Source organism: Arthrobacter sp. Bi83, from assembly GCF_918698095.1.
In the GTDB taxonomy this organism is placed as follows: domain Bacteria; phylum Actinomycetota; class Actinomycetes; order Actinomycetales; family Micrococcaceae; genus Arthrobacter.
In genome coordinates, this window is sequence record NZ_CAKKLY010000031.1 from 24,962 (window position 1) to 41,745 (window position 16,784).

Here is a 16,784-nt window from a genome sequence, read left to right on the forward strand (position 1 = left end):
GATGTTTAGTAACGCCGATCCCCGGCTGGGGCAGCTCCTGGACGGCATCGTCCGCCTCGCCTCGGGAGAGCTCCATTCGCGCATTGAAATTTCCGAGGCGAGGGACGAGCTCGATGCCGTGATCATGGGCACCAACCTGCTCGCCGAGGACCTCCAGATCATCTATCAGGAGCTGGAGCAACGGGTGGAATCACGCACCCGGATGCTCAACGCGGCGCATCGGGAGCTCCAGCATATGGCCCTCACCGATTCCCTGACGGGACTCTACAACCGCTCCGCGCTGGTCAGCGCCGTTAACGAGGCCCAGGCGGAAGCGTCCGACGGCGGCCTGCCGCCCGCGCTGCTGCTGCTGGACCTTGATGCCTTCAAAAGTATCAATGACTCGCTGGGCCACTCGATGGGCGACAAGGTGCTGGCCGGTGTAGCGTCGCGGATCCGCGCGTGCGTCCGTGACGGCGACATGGTGGCCCGGTTGGGCGGCGACGAATTCGCGGTCCTCCTTCCCGCCACCACCCCCGCCCAGGCCGCGTCTGTGGGCAACAGGATCCTGGATTCCCTGAACGGAACCATCGACGTGGACGGCAAGAGCATCCGGTGCGGGGCGAGCCTGGGCCTGCGGATTGCCGACCGCGGAGAGACGTCCGAGCAGCTCTTGGTGGAGGCCGATATCGCGATGTACGCCTCCAAAGCGGACGGCCGCAACAAACTGCGGGTGTTCGAGCCCGCCATGCTGCACGCCCGGCAGCTCCGGAACCAGCTGGTGGGGGAATTGCGCGCAGCCATCTCCGGCTCGCAGCTGGTGCTGTTCTACCAGCCGGTCATCGAACTTGCCACCGGCCGGATCGAGGGCGTTGAGGCCCTGGTCCGCTGGCAGCATCCCACGCGCGGTCTCATCATGCCGGACGAGTTCATCCCCATCGCCGAGGAAACGGGTCTGATCTCCGATCTGGGCAACTGGGTGCTCAAGGCGTCGGTGGAGCAGCTGCGGCGCTGGCGGAAGGCTCCCGAAACCAGCCGGCACGACTTCTCCATGCGGATCAATATCTCTGCCGCCGACCTCCAGCGCCTCGAGTTCATCGAAGACGTCCGCGACGCCCTCACTTCTAGCGGGCTGGATCCCGGGCTGCTGGTCCTGGAACTGACAGAGAGCGCCATCATCCAGGGCAACGAACTCGACCGCTACACGCTGGCCAGCCTCCGCAAGCTCGGCGTGGGCCTCGAGATCGACGACTTCGGCACCGGCTATTCCTCCATCAGCTACCTGCGCCGGCTGCCGGTGGACCGGGTCAAGGTGGACCGGACCCTTCTCACCGCCCTGGGCAGCGACCCCGCACAGCCTGCACTGATCGCGGCCATCCTCCAGCTCATTCGGGCCTGCGGGCTCGAAGCCGTGTGGGAGGGCGTCGAGAACGCGGCACAGGCCGAGCACCTGAGGAGCACCGGCTGCATCAGCGGGCAGGGCTACTACTTCAGCCGCCCGCTGCCCGAGGCCGCATTCACCGAGAGGCTGGCCCAGCAGGACGTCTGGCCCGCATAGTTTGCATCGGTTGCTCCACAGGCGTCGTTTCGCCGTTGCGGCCGGCCCAGTCGTCCTCGAGAACGGCGTAGATCAGCTCGGTGGACCAGGTTCCCTTGTAGTGCCAGTTGTCTGTGAGAGTGGCTTCGAGCCGCATCCCCAGCCGTTCGCAGATCCCCGCAGACGCGGTGTTAAGCGCGTCCAGTTTCGCATCGATCCGGTGGAACCCGAGTTCCCCGAAGCCGAGTTTGAGCAACGCCTGGGCGGCTTCGGTGGCATACCCCTTGCCACGGGCATCCGGCGCCATGATCCAACCGATCTCCGCCTGCCCCACGCCCGGCAGCCACTTGAGCACCACCTCGCCGAGCAGGCCGGCGTCGTCCTGGGAATCAACGGCAAGGCAGATCCAGTCGCCTTCCTTCTCGAAGACGAAGTTGGCGTACCGGCCAAGGGTCTCCATGGATTGCGTGTAGGTTTTGGCCTCCCGCAGCAGGAACCGCGCGGTTCCCGGCAGCGACTGGTAGGCGTGGAAGGCGTCCAGGTCCGAGGCCTCGAACCGGCGCAGGATCAGCCGCTCGGTGAGGATGGGCAGGCGGATGTCAGGCATGGTTCGAGGGTACGCCCTATCCGGAGTAGGTCATTTGCCGGCGGACTGCGCCGGGCTCAACCGGCGGATACGACGGCGGCCGTGGCCTCTGCGATCGCGCGCTCCTCGTCCGTGGGGACCACGAGCACGGGGATGGCCGAGGCTGCGGTGGAAATCACCCGCGGTTCCTTGGACCGCTCGCTGTTCAGCCCGGCGTCGAGCTGGATTCCCAGCGCGCCCAGCCGCTCCCCCACGAGGGCACGGAACTGGTGCGAGTTCTCGCCGATCCCCGCGGTGAACACGAGGGCCTTCGCTCCGCCCACGGCCACGTGGTAGCCGCCGATGTACTTGGCCAGCCTGTAGGACGTGACCGCGAGCGCCATGGCGGCCTTGGCATCGCCGGATTCGGAGGCTTCCACCACCGAGCGCATGTCGTTGTTCCCGGCCAGGCCCTTGAGCCCGGATTCGCGGTTGAGCATGGAGTCGAGATCCTCGGCATTCCAGCCGGTGCGGGCCAAGAACACCAGGATGGAGGGGTCCAGGTCGCCCGAGCGGGTGCCCATCACGAGGCCTTCCAGGGGCGTGAAACCCATGGACGTGTCCACGGACTTGCCGCCCCGGATCGCGGTGACCGAGGCGCCGTTGCCGAGGTGGGCGATCACGCCGTCGAACTCGTCCACCGGAACATCCAGCAGCGCGGCGGCCTGGTGCGTGACGTATTCGTGCGAGGTGCCGTGGAAGCCGTAGCGGCGGATGCCGTGGTTGGTGTAGAGCTCGTCCGGCACGGCGTAGCGCCAGGCGTGCTCGGGCAGGCTGCGGTGGAAGGCGGTGTCGAACACGGCCACCTGCGGCATGTCCGGCCATTTCTTGGCGATGGCGCGGATACCGAGCACGTTGGCGGGGTTGTGCAGCGGGGCCAGCGGGTTGAGCCGCTCGATGGCCCGGGTAATCTCGTTGTCGATCAGCACCGGCTCGCCGAACCGCTCCCCGCCGTGCACCACGCGGTGCCCCACGGCGTCCAGCGCACGGTCACCGAGCACCCCGTGGATGGCCGCATCCACCTGCTCCAAGGCCTCGGCGTGGTCCGCCGGGCCCACCACCTCGCCGTCGCCCTGGCCGCCGTTGGACATCCCGATCCTCTCGATCAGCCCCTCGGTGAGGATGCTGCCGGCGGCGACGTCGCGCACCTGGTACTTGAGCGAGGACGAGCCGGAGTTGATGACGAGCACGAGCATGGGGCCTCCTAAGCCTTGCTGCCGGGGGTTACAACTGACGGTGCAGCGGTCGGGCGTCACGCCGGGGCCTGGCGAAGCGCTCCTTAGCACCCACTATAAGTGGGCCCCACGAGCGTGGCCGGTGACCGACGGGCGTGATCCTAGCCTCCCGCGATGTCCCGAAGCGTCTGCAGGTGTCCGTCCCGGGCCGCGCGTCCGTCGACGGTCACGCCGGCTGATGTGCGCGGCATTTTCCCCGCAAAGCCTTTTCTGATCTTCACGTAGCCGGCCAGTTCCAGCACCGCCAGCTGCTAGCTGAGCACGGAGTCGCTGACCTGGATGGCGTCCCGCTAATCCTTGAAATCCGACGACTCCGCACCAGCCAGCGCCGCCATGATGGAAAAGCGACCGGCGAGTGGATGAGATCGTTGAGCCGGTGGCGTGGATGATCCGCTCCCCTTCTCATGCGCGCAGTTCACGGAAAGCGGCAAGGCCGACGCCGGCTAGGACAACGGCGGCGGTGAGGTAGAACTAGAGGTTGCCGTCACGGAAGAGGCTGACACCCACTCCGAGCGCAATGCCATACAAAGCGAAATAGGCCACACCCGGCGCGCCGTGCCGTTGCGTAAGCCGCGTCAGGCGCTTAGAGTCGGCGGGACCCGCAGCACCACGCAGAGAGGGACTTCCATGACGAACGGCACCGCTCAGCCCGACAACACCGAGCCTGACGCCACAGAGCCTGTTGCCACAGACACCGGCACGGCCGGGGCAGCCACCAAGCACCCCACCGGCGTCGACGGCGGGAACCCGGCCCTCGACGACACGGGAAACCTCAAGGCCGCGGAGGTTGGCAAGCATGCCGAGCAGCCCGAGGATCCTCAGAACCTGGACCTTACACCGGAGGGACTGGCCGACGAGCCGGCCAAGCAGGAAGATCCCGACAGCCTGGCCGCGCCGGAGAACAGCTGACCGGCCCTCGCTACACCGTCTGGGCCTGGATCGCCGTGATGGCCACCGTGTTCACGATGTCCTCCACCGTGCAGCCGCGGGACAGGTCGTTGACCGGCTCGCGGAGCCCCTGCAGGACGGGCCCGACGGCCACCGCCCCGGAGGTCTGCTGCACCGCCTTGTACGTGTTGTTGCCGGTGTTCAGGTCCGGGAAGATGAACACGGTGGCCTGGCCGGCCACGGACGAGCCGGGCATCTTGGACGCGGCGATGGAGGCGTCCACGGCGGCGTCGTACTGGATGGGGCCCTCCACGGGCAGCCCCGGCCGGCGGTTCTTCACCAGCTCGGTGGCCAGCCGCACCTTCTCCACGGCCTCGCCCGAGCCGGAGCCGCCGCTGGAGTAGGACAGCATGGCCACCCGGGGCTCCACGCCGAACTGGGCCGCGGTTTCCGCCGAGGCGAGCGCGATGTCCGCCAGCTGTTCCTCGTTGGGGTCGGGGTTCACGGCGCAGTCGCCGTAGACCAGCACACGGTCCGGCATGAGCATGAGGAACACCGACGATACGATCTTCACGCCCTCGCGGGTCTTCACGAACTCCAGCGCCGGGCGGATGGTGTGGGCCGTGGTGTGCGCGGCGCCGGACACCATGCCGTCCACCACACCGAGCTGGACCATCATGGTGCCGAAGTAGCTGCCGTCCAGCATGACTTCCAGGGCCCGGGCCAGGTCCACGCCCTTGTGCGCCCGCAGCTCCGCGTACTTCTCCGCGAATCCCTGGCGCAGCTCCGAGGCGGCAGGATCCACGATGTTGATGCCGGACAGGTCGATGCCCCGGCTGGCGGCGAGCTCCCTGACGTCGGTTTCGCGGCCCAGCAGCGTGAGGTCGCAGACGTCACGGCGGTACAGGATCTCGGCGGCGCGGAGGATTCTGACGTCCGTGCCCTCCGGTAGCACGATGTGGCGGCGCTGGGACCGGGCCCGCTCGATGAGGTCGTGCAGGAACCGCAGCGGGGTCATGCGTTCGGCCCGGGGCAGGTGCAGCCGTTCAAGGATCTCAGCCTCATCCACCCGCCGGGACCACAGGCCCAGCGCCGAGGCCACCTTCCGGCGGTGCCCGCTCCAGATCTCGCTGCGAACCTCGGACACGCGGCGGGCCGTGGTGTAGGTGTCGTCCGTCGTGGCGAACACCGGGAACGGCGCCGACGCAAGCAGGGGGTAGATGTTGGCATCCGGGGCCAGGCCGCCGGTCAGGATCAGCCCGGACGGCACCGGGAATTCCGGGGAGAACGACGACGCCAGGCAGGCCACCATCACGTCCGCCCGGTCCCCCGGCACGATCACCAGCGCGCCGTCGTCGAGCACGTTCAGGAAGTTGCCCACGTTCATGGCGGCGACCTTGACGTCCCTGACGTCGCGCTCCATGTCCGCACGGCCGGCGATCTGCCGGATCCCTAGGGCGGCGCCCACTTCGCCGGTGGTGGGCCGGGCGATGTCATCGAGCTCCGGGAAGATATACACCGGCCGGCCGGACGCGCCGCGCTTTACGGCGGCAGCGATCGCGTCCACGGCCGCCGGATCCGCGCGGTTCACCATGATGGCCAACAGGGAGCAGTTCTCCGCCGCCAACTCCTTGCGGGCAACGTCGACGGCGGCCGCCGCCTCCGCGGCGCTCCGCCCCTTTGCGCCCACCACGGCAACCATGGGGGCAGCGAGATTGTTGGCGAGGCGTGCGTTGAGGTCGAATTCGACGGCGGCGTCGTGGCCTGTGAGGTCCGTCCCCTCCACGATGATCACGTCGCAATGCCGGCCCATCTCGGCGAAGATCTCCACGCAGCGGGCATCGATGTCCTCGCGCTTGCCCTCGGCGAGCAGGCCGCGGACTTCTGCGAAGGTCAGGCCGCCGCGGCAGCGCTGGTCGTCGAGGTTGAAGCGGGACTTCATGAGCGCCAGCATGGGATCCGCGCCGGGGTCGTCGCCGTGGACCACGGGCTTGAAGAAACCAATCCGGTCCGCGTGCCGGTGGAGCGTGTCCGCCAGGCCCAGCGCTATGAGCGACTTGCCCGAACCCGGGGTGGTCGCACTGACATAAATCCCTTTGGCCATGATCAAGTCCTCTGGTTGGAAGGTCCTGCGTGGGGCGTACTGCCTTCCATACTTTCACTTGTTCCCGCGCTTTCGGGAGCAGACAATGGTGTTGGTGGCCACATGGTGTTGATTGCCACGTCGGCGTGCACACGCCATTCAGGACCCCGGGCGGGCCAGCGCCGCGAGGCTCCTTCATAACCGGCGATTCCGAATGACAGTACTGCTGATGAACTCTCCTGGTTCCCGCGCTGCTCCCGCGTCCCTCATCAATCGGCATCCCGTGACGGCCTTCCTGGTCGTCGCGATCACGCTCTCTTGGGCCGCCCAGATAGGGTCCATCCTGCTGATCGGGAACATCCTCCCGGGAATCCTCGCGGAACTGCTGATCCTAGTGGGGCTGCTGCACGCGTCCTTCAACGCCTCGGCGTCGGCCCAGCTGGACGTGTTCGACGGCGAATGGCAGCAGATTGCCGCCGTGGCCGTCCTGCTCGGGGTACCGGCGGCGCTGCGCGGCTTCCGTGGAAAGCGCCCCGCACAAGGCCCGCGCGAACGAACACTTCGGCCCCCGCCCGAGGCCGCGCGGAAGCCACCGGAGGAGGCCGGTCGTGGCTCACCTCCCGCAAGCTAACGGGCACGGACCGGCCCGGTTTGCCGGGCAGGCCTGGCGAGCATTGAACAGCCGGCGCTCCTGGCCAGCCCGCCGGCGGCTCAGGCTTTTCTTCGTGCTGGCCTTCGTCATTTCGTGGGGGGCGTGGCCGCTGACCCTGCTTAATCCCGAGAGCTCCCCGCTTGTCCCGTTCGGACCCGCGCTTGCGGCTGTCCTGGTGGCCGTCGCCTCCGGGGGAAAGGACGGCCTGCTGCGCCTCCTGCGGCGACTGGCGGGCTGGCGAGTGCCCGGGCGCTGGTACGTGGTGGCGCTGGGACTGCCGTGCCTGCTGGTGGTGGCCGCGGCAGCACTAACTGTGGCCGGCGGCGCGCCGATCCCGGGCTTTGCGCCGAATCCGGGCTGGTTCATGCTGATCGGCACCTTCGCGTCGACTCTGGTGATCGTGGGCCTCTTCGAGGAGCTGGGCTGGCGCGGCTACGCCCTTCCCCTGATGCAGCGGAACCACACCGCCCTCGCCGCAGCCCTACTCCTCGGCGCCGTGTGGGTGGCCTGGCATCTGCCGGAACTCGTGTCCGACCCCACCGGGCAGCGCCCGCCTCTTCCGTTTCTGCTCATGGTGATCGCCCAGTCCGTGCTGCTGACCTGGATCTACAACAGCACGTCCTCCAGCAAAACCCGTCTCACGACGGAGCCGGGCGACCCAGCCGGCCCTGGAGGCGTGCCGCTCTGCATGGTCTTCCATGCCGCGTTCAATACGTCCGGCGCGCTGGTGCTGCCGGCCCTGGCAGGTCCCCATTACCTCACGCTCTGGTGGACTCTGGCGCTGCTCCATGTCCTTGCCGCACTCGTGGTTATCGCCTATGCGGGGCCCTCCCGACTGGTCCGCACTCTTGACACGGAGGCCTCCCATGGGATTACCTAATGAACATTCGGTAAATAAAGCTGGAGGCAATGACGCATGGCTGGAACAACCATTTCCGGGCTAACCCACCCGGTTCTTGAAAACGACTACGCCTCTGAGTGGATGGGTATTGAGGTCCTTGCCCTGGGCGACGGTCATGCAACCATCCGCATGACGCTCCGGCAGGAAATGCTCAACGGCTTCGGCATGGCGCACGGCGGAATGATCTTCGCCTTCGCGGACTCCGCCTTTGCCCTCGCCTGCAACCCTGCCACCCCGGCCCCAAGCTCCGCTGGGACATCCGCCAACACAGTCGGCGCCGCAGCGGACAGCATCACTGTTGCGTCCGGCGTCGATATCAATTTCCTCAAGCCGGCATTCCAAGGCCAGGTGATCACCGCCGTCGCCGACCGCCGCTCCATCGCGGGCCGCAGCGGGCTGTACGACATCCAGATCTTCGCCGCCGATCCCGGCTCCCCACTGCCGGGCGAGCTCATTGCCGAGTTCCGCGGGCGCAGCCGCACCATCCCCAAGAAGAGGAATTAACCATGACCCTCCACGCCACTGAACCCAACGCCGCTTCTTCCACGGCCGCGGTGTCCGCAACTGACGCGGTCCTCGACCCCGAAGAGACCATGTCCCGGGACCAGATCGAAGCGCTCCAGCTCGGCCGCCTGCAGCACACGGTGGCGTACGCCTACGACCGCGTGCCGCTGTACAAGCGCAAGTTCGACGACGCCGGCATCCACCCCACGGACCTCCGCGAACTGTCAGACCTCGGCAACTTCCCCTTCACCACCAAGGAGGACCTGCGCCAGGAGTACCCGTTCGGCATGTTCGCCGTGCCGCAGAGCGAAGTGGCCCGCGTGCACGCAAGCTCGGGCACCACCGGCCGGCCCACCGTCGTCGGCTACACCAAGAAGGACCTGGCCGACTGGGCCAAGCTCGTGGCCCGCTGCCTCCGCGCCTCCGGCGTCCGGCCAGGCATGAAGGTCCACAATGCCTACGGCTACGGCCTGTTCACCGGCGGCCTCGGCGCGCATGCCGGCGCCGAAGCCCTCGGCTGCACCGTCATTCCGATGTCCGGCGGGCAGACCGAGCGCCAGATCCAGCTCATCCAGGACTTTGAGCCGGATGTCATCCTGGCCACGCCCACGTATCTGCTCACCATCGCGGACGCCATGGCGCACATGGGCATCGACCCCACCTCGACCTCACTGAAGTATGCCGTGCTCGGTGCGGAACCGTGGACCCAGGAGATGCGGCACGAACTGGAAGTCGCCATGAACATCAAGGCCTGTGACATCTACGGGCTCTCGGAGGTCATGGGCCCGGGCGTGGCCGGTGAATGCGTGGAGACGCAGGACGGCAGCCACATCTGGGAGGACCACTTCCGTCCGGAAATCATCGACCCCTTCAACCCCGCGCCCGGCAAGGAGAACGTACTTGGCGACGGCGAGCACGGCGAACTCGTCTTCACCTCGCTCACCAAGGAAGCGCTGCCGATCATCCGGTACCGCACCAAGGACCTCACCCGCCTGCTCCCCGGCACTGCCCGCCCGGGACACCGACGGATGGGCCGCATCACAGGCCGCAGCGACGACATGATCATCCTCCGCGGCGTGAACTTGTTCCCGTCCCAGATCGAGGAAATCGCCCTGCGCATCCCCGAGCTCAGCCCGCACTTCCAGCTCGAACTGACGCGCCCCGAGGGCCAGCGCATGGACCAGCTGACCGTGAAGATTGAGCGCCGCGACAACGTCACGACGGAGCAAAGCACGACTGCGGCCCGCGTCCTGCGCGAGCAGATCAAGATCCATGTGGGTTCTTCGTGCACGGTGGCCGTCGTGGATCCGGGTTCGCTGGAGCGTTCGAACGGCAAGCTGCGCCGGATTTACGACATGCGCCCGAAGGGGTGAGCCTACGGGCTGCCCCGGCTACCACGCATATCCGTCCCCGGCACCCGGGGCCCATCTGCTCGACGCGCCCCGGCCGAGCGGCTTGCCGCCGGCGGCATGCGGCCCTCAGGGTGTGATCTCCCAGCCGAACATCATGGCGTGGTCCTCGTGCGCCAGGTTGTGGCAGTGCGCCACGTACGGTCCCACGAAGTCCCGGAATCCCCGGTAGATGATCACCGACTCGCCAGGGTCAAGCGCTGTCAGGTCTTCCTTCGAGGCGTCATCGGGATGTCCTGGATCTACTGTGCGGCTCACGTCCTTACCATTGCGTATGACGGTCCGGTGCTCCTCCATGTGCAGGTGGAACGGGTGCACCCAGCCACCGCCGCCATTGCGGACCTCCCAAAGGTTGAAGCTGCCCTTCTTTTGCTGGGCCAGGGGCGAACGGCCCGCCCTGTTCTTCAGGCTCGTCGCCACCCTTGCAGGGTCGAAGGGTTTGCCGTTGATGAGCCACTCGGTCTCCCCGCCCGCGCTGCCGCGCTTCACCTCGAAGATCAGCCGGTTGTCCAGCATGCTCTGCCAGTTGCTCGGCAACGGCGGAAGCGGACGGAGCGCTGTGGGGATCAGGCTGTCATCCGGCGCGGTATCGCCAATCACGAACTTGAGCACCGGCACTTTGTACTTCGGGTCGGGGAAGAACCGGGACGAGTTGGACCACATCCGCCCGTTGGGCATCTTCATGACGTTGGTCAGGTAGACGACGTCGCCCTTGGTGGTCGGCGTGCCGTCCTGGTACCTGGTGAAATCAACGATCACCTCGCGGCGCTTGGCGGGCCACAGTTCAAATGAGTCCCGCTTGAGCGGGAACGGCAGGAGTCCGCCGTCCGAGGCAATCTGGGTGAACTGCATGCACTGCTGGCCGTCCTCGATCCGGTACTGGCCCTGTAGCTCGTCATCCTCGTAGCCAAGCGACGCCGACGACTTGGGTCCCTTGGTCGAGCTCATCAGTTTGAACTCGTAGATCCGTGCAATGGAGGCGTCCAGGAACCGGAAACGGTACTTGCGCCGCTTCACTTCCATCACCGGGCTGGCCGTGCCGTTGACGGTGAAGATGTCGCCGACAAACCCGTGATTGGGGAAGTGCTTGTAGAAGGTCTTGCCCCACCACTCCGGGTGCTTCGCCGGGTTCTTCGCGGCCGGGAACTCGCCCTGCACATCGTGGATGTCCTTGTGGGTGGTCACGCCGTCGTCGAGCCGGCAGTCGTAGAAGGCCAGCGGGACGTCGTAGTCCACGTCGAAGGATCCGTCCGGGTTGTCCTTCCGGACGCCCGGTAGGCGCAGCCCCTTCCGCTCGTCCCCCATGTCCATGCCGTTCTTCGGGTCATAGATCGGGTACAGCCCCACCATGCCCTTGTAAACATTTGAACCTGTGTGGTCCATGCGGTGGTCGTGGAACCAGAAGAAACTCTGCTTCTCGCGGTCATCTCCACCGGCGGGCCAGTTCAGATACAGGTTGTCGACGAACATCTGCGGCCTGAAGCCTGGGTGCCTCGGCCCGGACACCATCGAGTAGTGCGGGTTGCCGTCGCTTTCCGGTGCCGTGTGGCCGTTGTGCAGGTGGGTCAGGAAGGACAAGTCCGGGGAACCGAAGTCCTGGCGGTCCAGGTTCAGCGGGTTCTCATCAAGGTGGTTCTCGAAGCGGACCAGGACCGGCCTGCCGTATTCCGCGTTGATCATGGGCCCGGGGAAGGTCCCGTTGAAGCTGTAGATCGTGCTGAGCGGCAAGGTCCGTTTCGTGCCCGCGGGGAAGGTCCTGCGGGATGAATCGAACGAGACCGTCGGGCGGCCGTCCGAGTCAATCGGCAGGACTTGGGAGGTGGTGAACGCGTGAGTCCGAACCAGCACGTCGATCTTGTAGACGATCGGGTCCGGCTCGCCGAATTGGCTCGGCCAGACCTGGTGCTGCTCATTGCCCAAGGAGTTCTGCTGGCCCGGTCCCGGTCCCGGCGGATTCCGCCAGGCGCTGAACACCGATTTCGGCACCGGGGCCAGCGCCTTCGGGATCGGCAGCGGGTCGCTGAACGGCGAGATGATCAGCGGGCTCGTGGGGAACTTTTCGATGTAGAAAATTACGTCACCAAGCGCTGTGGACGTGGCGGCGAAGGCGCCGTCAGCCGAAAGCAGCCCCCTCCGGGCCAGCAGCGGACTGGCCCAGGCCTGTGCGGCCACGAGTGCCGCTCCGGCTCCTCCGGCGGCACCTAAGCGGAGAAGTGCGCGGCGTGCGAGCCCGCGGGTGTTTGCAGATTCTTCAGACATGGTCTGCGCCTCCTTGGCGTGGGGGCGCAACCCAACTCAGCCGCCCCGGTCGTCATGTGTGGTTACGAGACCGAATCTTGACCACCAGGACCTCCTTGTCCTCTGTGGATCAGCTTTTCTGCGGCGATTCCCCTGGCGACAACTGTGGGTTTGCAACCTTGCGAAAAGCTGGTGCTCTTTTGGTGCAGACCCTCCGATCTGGCGGTCTGCCGATCGGCCGAACTCGGGACCCGCGCGAACATGCGGGTTGGCCAGCGCATTTTGTTTTCGCCCGTGCTTGGATTACCGAACGTTCATGAGAAAATAGCCGGTATGCCCAGTACAGCAGCACCCACAAAGCGCGGCCGCCCCGGATACGACCAGCAATCAGTGCTGCTGATCGCCGTCGACGTCTTCAACCGTCACGGCTACGATGCCACGTCCATGGGCATCCTCGCCGAGAACCTGGGCATCTCAAAGTCCGCAATCTACCACCACGTGCCGTCCAAGGGCGATCTCCTGAAACTCGCCCTGGACCACGCCCTCGGCGGCCTCGAGGCCATCCTGGACGAACCGGGGGCCACTTCGGGCGCCGCCGATGCGCGCCTGGAGTTCGTGCTGCGCCAGACCATTGCCGTCCTGGTGGACCGCCTGCCGTTCGTCACGCTGCTGCTCCGGCTGCGCGGCAACACGGACATCGAGCGGAACGCAATGGAACGCCGGCGGGCCTTTGACCACAAAGTGGCTGGCTTGATTTCCGCGGCCCGGGACGAGGGATCGCTGCGCCAGGACATCGATCCCCGCACCGTGACCCGGCTGCTGTTCGGCACTATTAACTCGATCGTGGAATGGTACAAGCCGGGCGGCTCGCTTTCGCCGGAAAAGCTCGCCGACGACGTCATCACCATGGTGTTCGACGGCCTCCACGCCAAGGCCTGACGCAGGGCAACGAAATAGCCGTTGACGCCGGCTCGCCGCCGCGCCCACGCTAAAGGCATGGCCACCAAGGTATCCGAAGTCCTCTTCGCCGTCTTTCCCGAGTTGCGCTACCAGCCCACCACCAAGAGGGTCCGCGCGGGCATTGACGGAAGTCCCGTCGTCGACACCCAGGACGCGCTCCTGGTGTGGGAGCCGAAGCGCGTCACCCCGGTGTATGCCGTTCCGGAGAAGGACCTCCTGGCCAGGCTCCGGCGCCCCGAATCGGAGGACGGCACCGTCGAGGAACACCCGTTTGCCTGGTCATCCAGCGGGCAGACAGGGCTGGATCCGCGGACAGGGTTCCGGCGGCACACCACCCCGGGTGAGGAGCTGGACGTCATAGCATCGGCGTACATACTCCCCCGCGCCGCTTTCCGCCCGTCCGATGCCGACCTGGACGGCTACGTGGTGCTGGATTTTGCGGCATTCCACTGGCTGGAGGACCAAGAGGAAATTATCGGCCACCCGCGCGACCCCTTCCACCGGGTGGATATACGGGCCACGCTCCGGCGCGTGGAAATATCGCTCGACGGCGTGAAACTCGCCGACACGGTCGGCGCCCAGCTGCTGTATGAAACCATGCTGCCGGTCCGCTACTACCTCCCGCCAGCGGACGTCCGGCTGGACCTGCTGGATGCTAGCTCGCACAGGACTGTCTGCCCGTACAAGGGTGAGGCGAAGTACTGGAGCTTCCCGGAGTCGGACCGCGGCCGGAACGTGGCCTGGGCCTACGATTCACGGTTTATCGACGCCAGCCAGATCCACGGACTGGTCTGCTTCTTCAACGAGCGCGTGGATGTTGCCGTCGATGGCGAACTGCAGGAGCACCCCGTCACGCCCTGGTCCTGAACCCCAACCCTCTCTCACTTCCTGCGCCCAAAAACCGAACCCTCCCTCGCATCCTGCGCCCAAAAACCGAACCCTCCCTCACTGGGTGAGGAAGGGTTCGGAAAAGCTGCGAACGGTGCGGGGGAACGGTCAGAGCTGGTATTCAGCCTGGGTGCCGAGCCTCTCGTGAACGCAGAGGATGTTGTTTTCGGTGTCCATGAACCAGGCGCACTTCTCGGCGTCTGTTGAACAGATATGGTTCTCGGTCTTGAGATCCGGGAGGTCATAGTCCTGGAACCGAACGCCCTTGGACTCCATGTCCTGGACGGTCCGTTCAATGTCACTAACCTCGAAACTCAAGGTGGTGTGATCAGAGTGTTTGCCGTCTCTGACCTCCATCAGCTGCAGCATCGGGCCGCCTTCGCTGCCGAACAATTCGCTTCCGTCATCTGCCAAGCCGCGATGAGGGAGTCCGAGTGTTTCCGCGTAGAAACGACGGGCGCGCTCTCTGTCATCGACGGGCAGGACGGTTGTGGCTGTGTTTAGTACTAGGGTCATTTCGCCACCTCCTACGGAGGACATTTTACGCCCGGCTGCCCGCGAAAGATCTCACGAAAACCCGGCGGGAACCGCTCCAGACGGCCTAAACGCTCTCTCACTTCCCGCAGCCCAAACCGGACGCTCTCTCACTTCCCGCAGCCCAACGCCCACGCTCTCTCACTTGGGTGAGAGAGCGTCCGGGAAAAACCGACACGACGTGAGAGAGCGTCCGGGAAAAACCGGCGCTACTTCTCCACCGGCCTACTTCTCCACGAGGGTGAGGACGTCGTAGGTGGCCACGATTTCGTCGTTCTGGTTGGTCAGGACGGCGTCCCAGGCCACCTCGCCGTATTCGTCGGTCTCGCGAGGCGTGATCTTCTTGGCCGTGAGTGTGACGCGGATGGAGTCCCCGGCGGCCACGGGCGTGATGAAGCGCAGGTTCTCCAAGCCGTAGTTGGCCAGCACCGGGCCCGGCGCGGGCTCCACGAACAGCCCCGCGGCCCAGCTCAGCAGCAGGTAGCCGTGCGCCACGATGCCCGGGAAGAACGGGTTGGCTTCCGCGGCCTCCTGGTTGGTGTGGGCGTAGAAAGTATCGCCCGTGGAATTCGCGAAGGCCGTGATGTCCTCCAGCGAAACGTGGCGCAGCCCGGAGCGGACGGCGTCGCCGATCCGCAGGGTTTCAAGCGACTTGCGGAAAGGGTGCGTGCCCTCCGTTTCAACGGTGAAGTTGCGGTCCGCTCCGGTGTGCCAGACGCCCGTCACGGCGGTCAGCATGTTGGGCGAGCCTTGGATGGCGGTGCGCTGCATGTGGTGCATCACGGAGCGGATGCCGCCCAGTTCCTCGCCACCGCCGGCGCGGCCCGGCCCGCCGTGCACCAGATGCGGCACGGGAGAGCCGTGACCCGTGGAGCTGCGCGCGTCCTCACGGTTCAGCATCAGCACACGGCCGTGGTGGGCCGCGATGCCAGTGACCAGTTCCCGGGCCACAGCCGGATCATTGGTGCAGACCGAGGCGACGAGGGAGCCGCCGCCGCGGGCGGCGAGCCGGACGGCGTCGGGAAGGTCCTTGTACCCGATCACAGACGCAACCGGGCCGAACGCCTCCAGCGAGTGGACCTGTTCCGCCTCGGCATCGGCCCAGCTGAGCACCACCGGGGACATGAAGGCACCGCTGTCGACGACGCCCGTGGCACCATCAGCGCTGGTGACCGACGGCGAATCGAGAGTTCCGTACGCAAGCTCACCGCCGGCGTCAAGCATGGACTGCACAGCGGCGCGGACGTCCCCGAGCTGCTCCAGCGAGGCGAGCGCGCCCATCGTGACACCTTCGGCGCGCGGGTCCCCGAGCACGACGCGCTGATCGACACGGGCGCCGATGGCGGAAATGACGGCGGGCACCAGCTCCTGCGGGACGATGGCGCGGCGGATCGAGGTGCACTTCTGGCCGGCCTTGACGGTCATTTCGGTGACGACGGACTTGACGAAGGCGTCGAACTCCGGGGTTCCTTCGACGGCGTCGGTGCCGAGGATGGCAGCGTTGAGGGAGTCGGTCTCGGAGGTGAAGCGGACACCGCCCTCGACCACGTTCCGGTGTGACTTCAGGGACTGGGCGGTGGATGCGGAGCCGGTGAAGGCCACGAGGTCGCGGTAGTCCAACACGTCCAGCAGTCCGCGGACCGAGCCTGAGATGAGCTGCAGCGAGCCCTTGGGCAGGATGTTGGATTCGATGATCGCCTTCACCACGGCCGCGGCGACGTAGCCGGTGGGGGTGGCGGGCTTGACGATGGTGGGTACGCCGGCGATGAACGCGGGGGCGAGCTTTTCCAGCATGCCCCACACAGGGAAGTTGAAAGCGTTGATCTGGACGGCGACGCCCGGAATCCGCGTGTAGATGTGCTCCCCCGCGAACGAGCCGTCCTTGGACAGCACCTCCATGGGTCCGTCCACCACAACCTGCGAGTTGGGGAGTTCGCGCCGGCCCTTGGAGCCGAAGGTGAACAGCACGCCGATTCCGCCGTCGATGTCGATCATCGAGTCGATCTTGGTAGCGCCGGTCTGCGCGGAGAACGTGTAGAAGTGCTCGCGGCGGGCATTCAGGTACTGCGCGAGCTCCTTGAGCTTGAGAGCCCGCTGGTGGAAGGTCAGCTTGCCGAGTTCCGTCTGGCCGGTGGTGCGTCCGTAATCCACGACGGAGGCCAAGTCCAGTCCGTCCGTGCTCACCTTCGCTAGGATTTCCCCGGTGCTGGCGTCACGCACGGGGACAGCGGAAGCTGCCGAACCGGCGTCGGGAGTCCACCAGGAGTCCTGCACAAAACTGGGGACGGTCTCTACTGTGTCCAGGGTGGCCTCAGGAGCGGTAGCGGTTGTGGTCATCGTTGACGGGTCCT

General features: G+C 66.3%; 15 protein-coding genes. 8 read left to right on the forward strand and 7 right to left on the reverse strand.

Annotation, left to right across the window (positions count from 1 at the left end):
- Window position 1 precedes the first annotated feature (1 nt).
- A complete protein-coding gene (locus tag LQ144_RS14830; RefSeq protein ID WP_230119467.1) occupies window positions 2–1,537 on the forward strand; it encodes an EAL domain-containing protein in 1,536 nt (511 codons plus the stop codon).
- Here the strand turns inward: LQ144_RS14830 and LQ144_RS14835 are convergent.
- The 3 genes from LQ144_RS14835 to LQ144_RS23140 all read right to left on the reverse strand — a co-directional run bounded on the left by LQ144_RS14835 (window position 1,497) and on the right by LQ144_RS23140 (window position 3,567).
- Window positions 1,497–2,123 carry a GNAT family protein gene (locus LQ144_RS14835; RefSeq protein WP_230119468.1) on the reverse strand — a complete coding sequence of 209 codons (627 nt, stop codon included), beginning with the start codon at window positions 2,121–2,123 and terminating at the stop codon, window positions 1,497–1,499. The genes LQ144_RS14830 and LQ144_RS14835 overlap by 41 nt on opposite strands.
- 56 nt (window positions 2,124–2,179) lie before the next feature.
- Window positions 2,180–3,337 (reverse strand): acetate kinase, encoded by a 1,158-nt coding sequence (locus tag LQ144_RS14840; protein ID WP_230119469.1) that lies wholly within the window; start codon window positions 3,335–3,337, stop codon window positions 2,180–2,182.
- Window positions 3,338–3,477: 140 nt separating this feature from the next.
- Complete coding sequence (locus LQ144_RS23140) at window positions 3,478–3,567, reverse strand: hypothetical protein (protein WP_354962159.1); 90 nt, start codon at window positions 3,565–3,567, stop codon at window positions 3,478–3,480.
- Window positions 3,568–4,003: 436 nt separating this feature from the next.
- Between LQ144_RS23140 and LQ144_RS14850 the strand changes: the two genes are divergently transcribed.
- Window positions 4,004–4,285 (forward strand): hypothetical protein, encoded by a 282-nt coding sequence (locus tag LQ144_RS14850; protein WP_230119470.1) that lies wholly within the window; start codon window positions 4,004–4,006, stop codon window positions 4,283–4,285.
- A gap of 10 nt (window positions 4,286–4,295) precedes the next feature.
- Here the strand turns inward: LQ144_RS14850 and pta are convergent, their stop codons facing one another.
- Window positions 4,296–6,368: a phosphate acetyltransferase gene (gene pta / locus LQ144_RS14855; protein ID WP_230119471.1), complete on the reverse strand. Its 2,073-nt coding sequence runs from the start codon at window positions 6,366–6,368 to the stop codon at window positions 4,296–4,298.
- 208 nt (window positions 6,369–6,576) lie between these two features.
- Here pta and LQ144_RS14860 point away from each other — a divergent pair, with 208 nt between their 5' ends.
- From LQ144_RS14860 to paaK, 4 genes are read left to right on the forward strand one after another with little or no spacing between them, the layout of a single operon-like run.
- A complete protein-coding gene (locus LQ144_RS14860; protein WP_230119472.1) occupies window positions 6,577–6,978 on the forward strand; it encodes a hypothetical protein in 402 nt (133 codons plus the stop codon).
- Window positions 6,956–7,879, forward strand: a complete 924-nt coding sequence (locus tag LQ144_RS14865; protein WP_230119473.1) for a CPBP family intramembrane glutamic endopeptidase — start codon at window positions 6,956–6,958, stop codon at window positions 7,877–7,879. The genes LQ144_RS14860 and LQ144_RS14865 overlap by 23 nt, the downstream gene beginning before the upstream one ends.
- A gap of 36 nt (window positions 7,880–7,915) precedes the next feature.
- Entirely contained in the window at window positions 7,916–8,404 is a 489-nt protein-coding gene (locus tag LQ144_RS14870; protein WP_230119474.1) for a hotdog fold thioesterase, read from the forward strand.
- Window positions 8,405–8,406: 2 nt separating this feature from the next.
- The gene (gene paaK, locus LQ144_RS14875) at window positions 8,407–9,777 is read left to right on the forward strand and encodes a phenylacetate--CoA ligase PaaK (RefSeq protein WP_230119475.1); all 1,371 of its coding nucleotides are present in this window, start codon (window positions 8,407–8,409) and stop codon (window positions 9,775–9,777) included.
- 105 nt (window positions 9,778–9,882) lie between these two features.
- Here paaK and LQ144_RS14880 read toward each other — a convergent pair whose 3' ends face one another.
- The gene (locus tag LQ144_RS14880) at window positions 9,883–12,072 is read right to left on the reverse strand and encodes a multicopper oxidase domain-containing protein (protein ID WP_230119476.1); all 2,190 of its coding nucleotides are present in this window, start codon (window positions 12,070–12,072) and stop codon (window positions 9,883–9,885) included.
- A 312-nt stretch (window positions 12,073–12,384) separates the two neighbouring features.
- Between LQ144_RS14880 and LQ144_RS14885 the strand changes: the two genes are divergently transcribed.
- The gene (locus tag LQ144_RS14885; RefSeq protein WP_230119477.1) at window positions 12,385–12,990 is read left to right on the forward strand and encodes a TetR/AcrR family transcriptional regulator; all 606 of its coding nucleotides are present in this window, start codon (window positions 12,385–12,387) and stop codon (window positions 12,988–12,990) included.
- 57 nt (window positions 12,991–13,047) lie between these two features.
- Window positions 13,048–13,878 (forward strand): DUF427 domain-containing protein, encoded by an 831-nt coding sequence (locus LQ144_RS14890; RefSeq protein WP_230119478.1) that lies wholly within the window; start codon window positions 13,048–13,050, stop codon window positions 13,876–13,878.
- A 129-nt stretch (window positions 13,879–14,007) separates the two neighbouring features.
- Here LQ144_RS14890 and LQ144_RS14895 read toward each other — a convergent pair whose 3' ends face one another.
- Window positions 14,008–14,415, reverse strand: coding sequence for a VOC family protein (locus tag LQ144_RS14895; RefSeq protein ID WP_230119479.1), 408 nt, complete (start codon window positions 14,413–14,415; stop codon window positions 14,008–14,010).
- A gap of 243 nt (window positions 14,416–14,658) precedes the next feature.
- Entirely contained in the window at window positions 14,659–16,770 is a 2,112-nt protein-coding gene (paaZ, locus tag LQ144_RS14900; RefSeq protein WP_230119480.1) for a phenylacetic acid degradation bifunctional protein PaaZ, read from the reverse strand.
- Window positions 16,771–16,784: the final 14 nt, after the last annotated feature.

Excerpts from the sequence above, each read along its gene's own strand:
- LQ144_RS14890 (WP_230119478.1), top strand. The coding sequence starts at position 13,048 with ATGGCCACCAAGGTATCCGAAGTCCTCTTCGCCGTCTTTCCCGAGTTG.
- paaZ (WP_230119480.1), bottom strand. The coding sequence starts at position 16,770 with ATGACCACAACCGCTACCGCTCCTGAGGCCACCCTGGACACAGTAGAG.
- LQ144_RS23140 (WP_354962159.1), bottom strand. The coding sequence starts at position 3,567 with ATGCCGCGCACATCAGCCGGCGTGACCGTCGACGGACGCGCGGCCCGG.
- pta (WP_230119471.1), bottom strand. The coding sequence starts at position 6,368 with ATGGCCAAAGGGATTTATGTCAGTGCGACCACCCCGGGTTCGGGCAAG.
- LQ144_RS14870 (WP_230119474.1), top strand. The coding sequence starts at position 7,916 with ATGGCTGGAACAACCATTTCCGGGCTAACCCACCCGGTTCTTGAAAAC.
- LQ144_RS14880 (WP_230119476.1), bottom strand. The coding sequence starts at position 12,072 with ATGTCTGAAGAATCTGCAAACACCCGCGGGCTCGCACGCCGCGCACTT.
- LQ144_RS14830 (WP_230119467.1), top strand. The coding sequence starts at position 2 with ATGTTTAGTAACGCCGATCCCCGGCTGGGGCAGCTCCTGGACGGCATC.
- LQ144_RS14835 (WP_230119468.1), bottom strand. The coding sequence starts at position 2,123 with ATGCCTGACATCCGCCTGCCCATCCTCACCGAGCGGCTGATCCTGCGC.
- LQ144_RS14860 (WP_230119472.1), top strand. The coding sequence starts at position 6,577 with ATGAACTCTCCTGGTTCCCGCGCTGCTCCCGCGTCCCTCATCAATCGG.
- LQ144_RS14850 (WP_230119470.1), top strand. The coding sequence starts at position 4,004 with ATGACGAACGGCACCGCTCAGCCCGACAACACCGAGCCTGACGCCACA.
- LQ144_RS14885 (WP_230119477.1), top strand. The coding sequence starts at position 12,385 with ATGCCCAGTACAGCAGCACCCACAAAGCGCGGCCGCCCCGGATACGAC.
- LQ144_RS14895 (WP_230119479.1), bottom strand. The coding sequence starts at position 14,415 with ATGACCCTAGTACTAAACACAGCCACAACCGTCCTGCCCGTCGATGAC.
- paaK (WP_230119475.1), top strand. The coding sequence starts at position 8,407 with ATGACCCTCCACGCCACTGAACCCAACGCCGCTTCTTCCACGGCCGCG.
- LQ144_RS14840 (WP_230119469.1), bottom strand. The coding sequence starts at position 3,337 with ATGCTCGTGCTCGTCATCAACTCCGGCTCGTCCTCGCTCAAGTACCAG.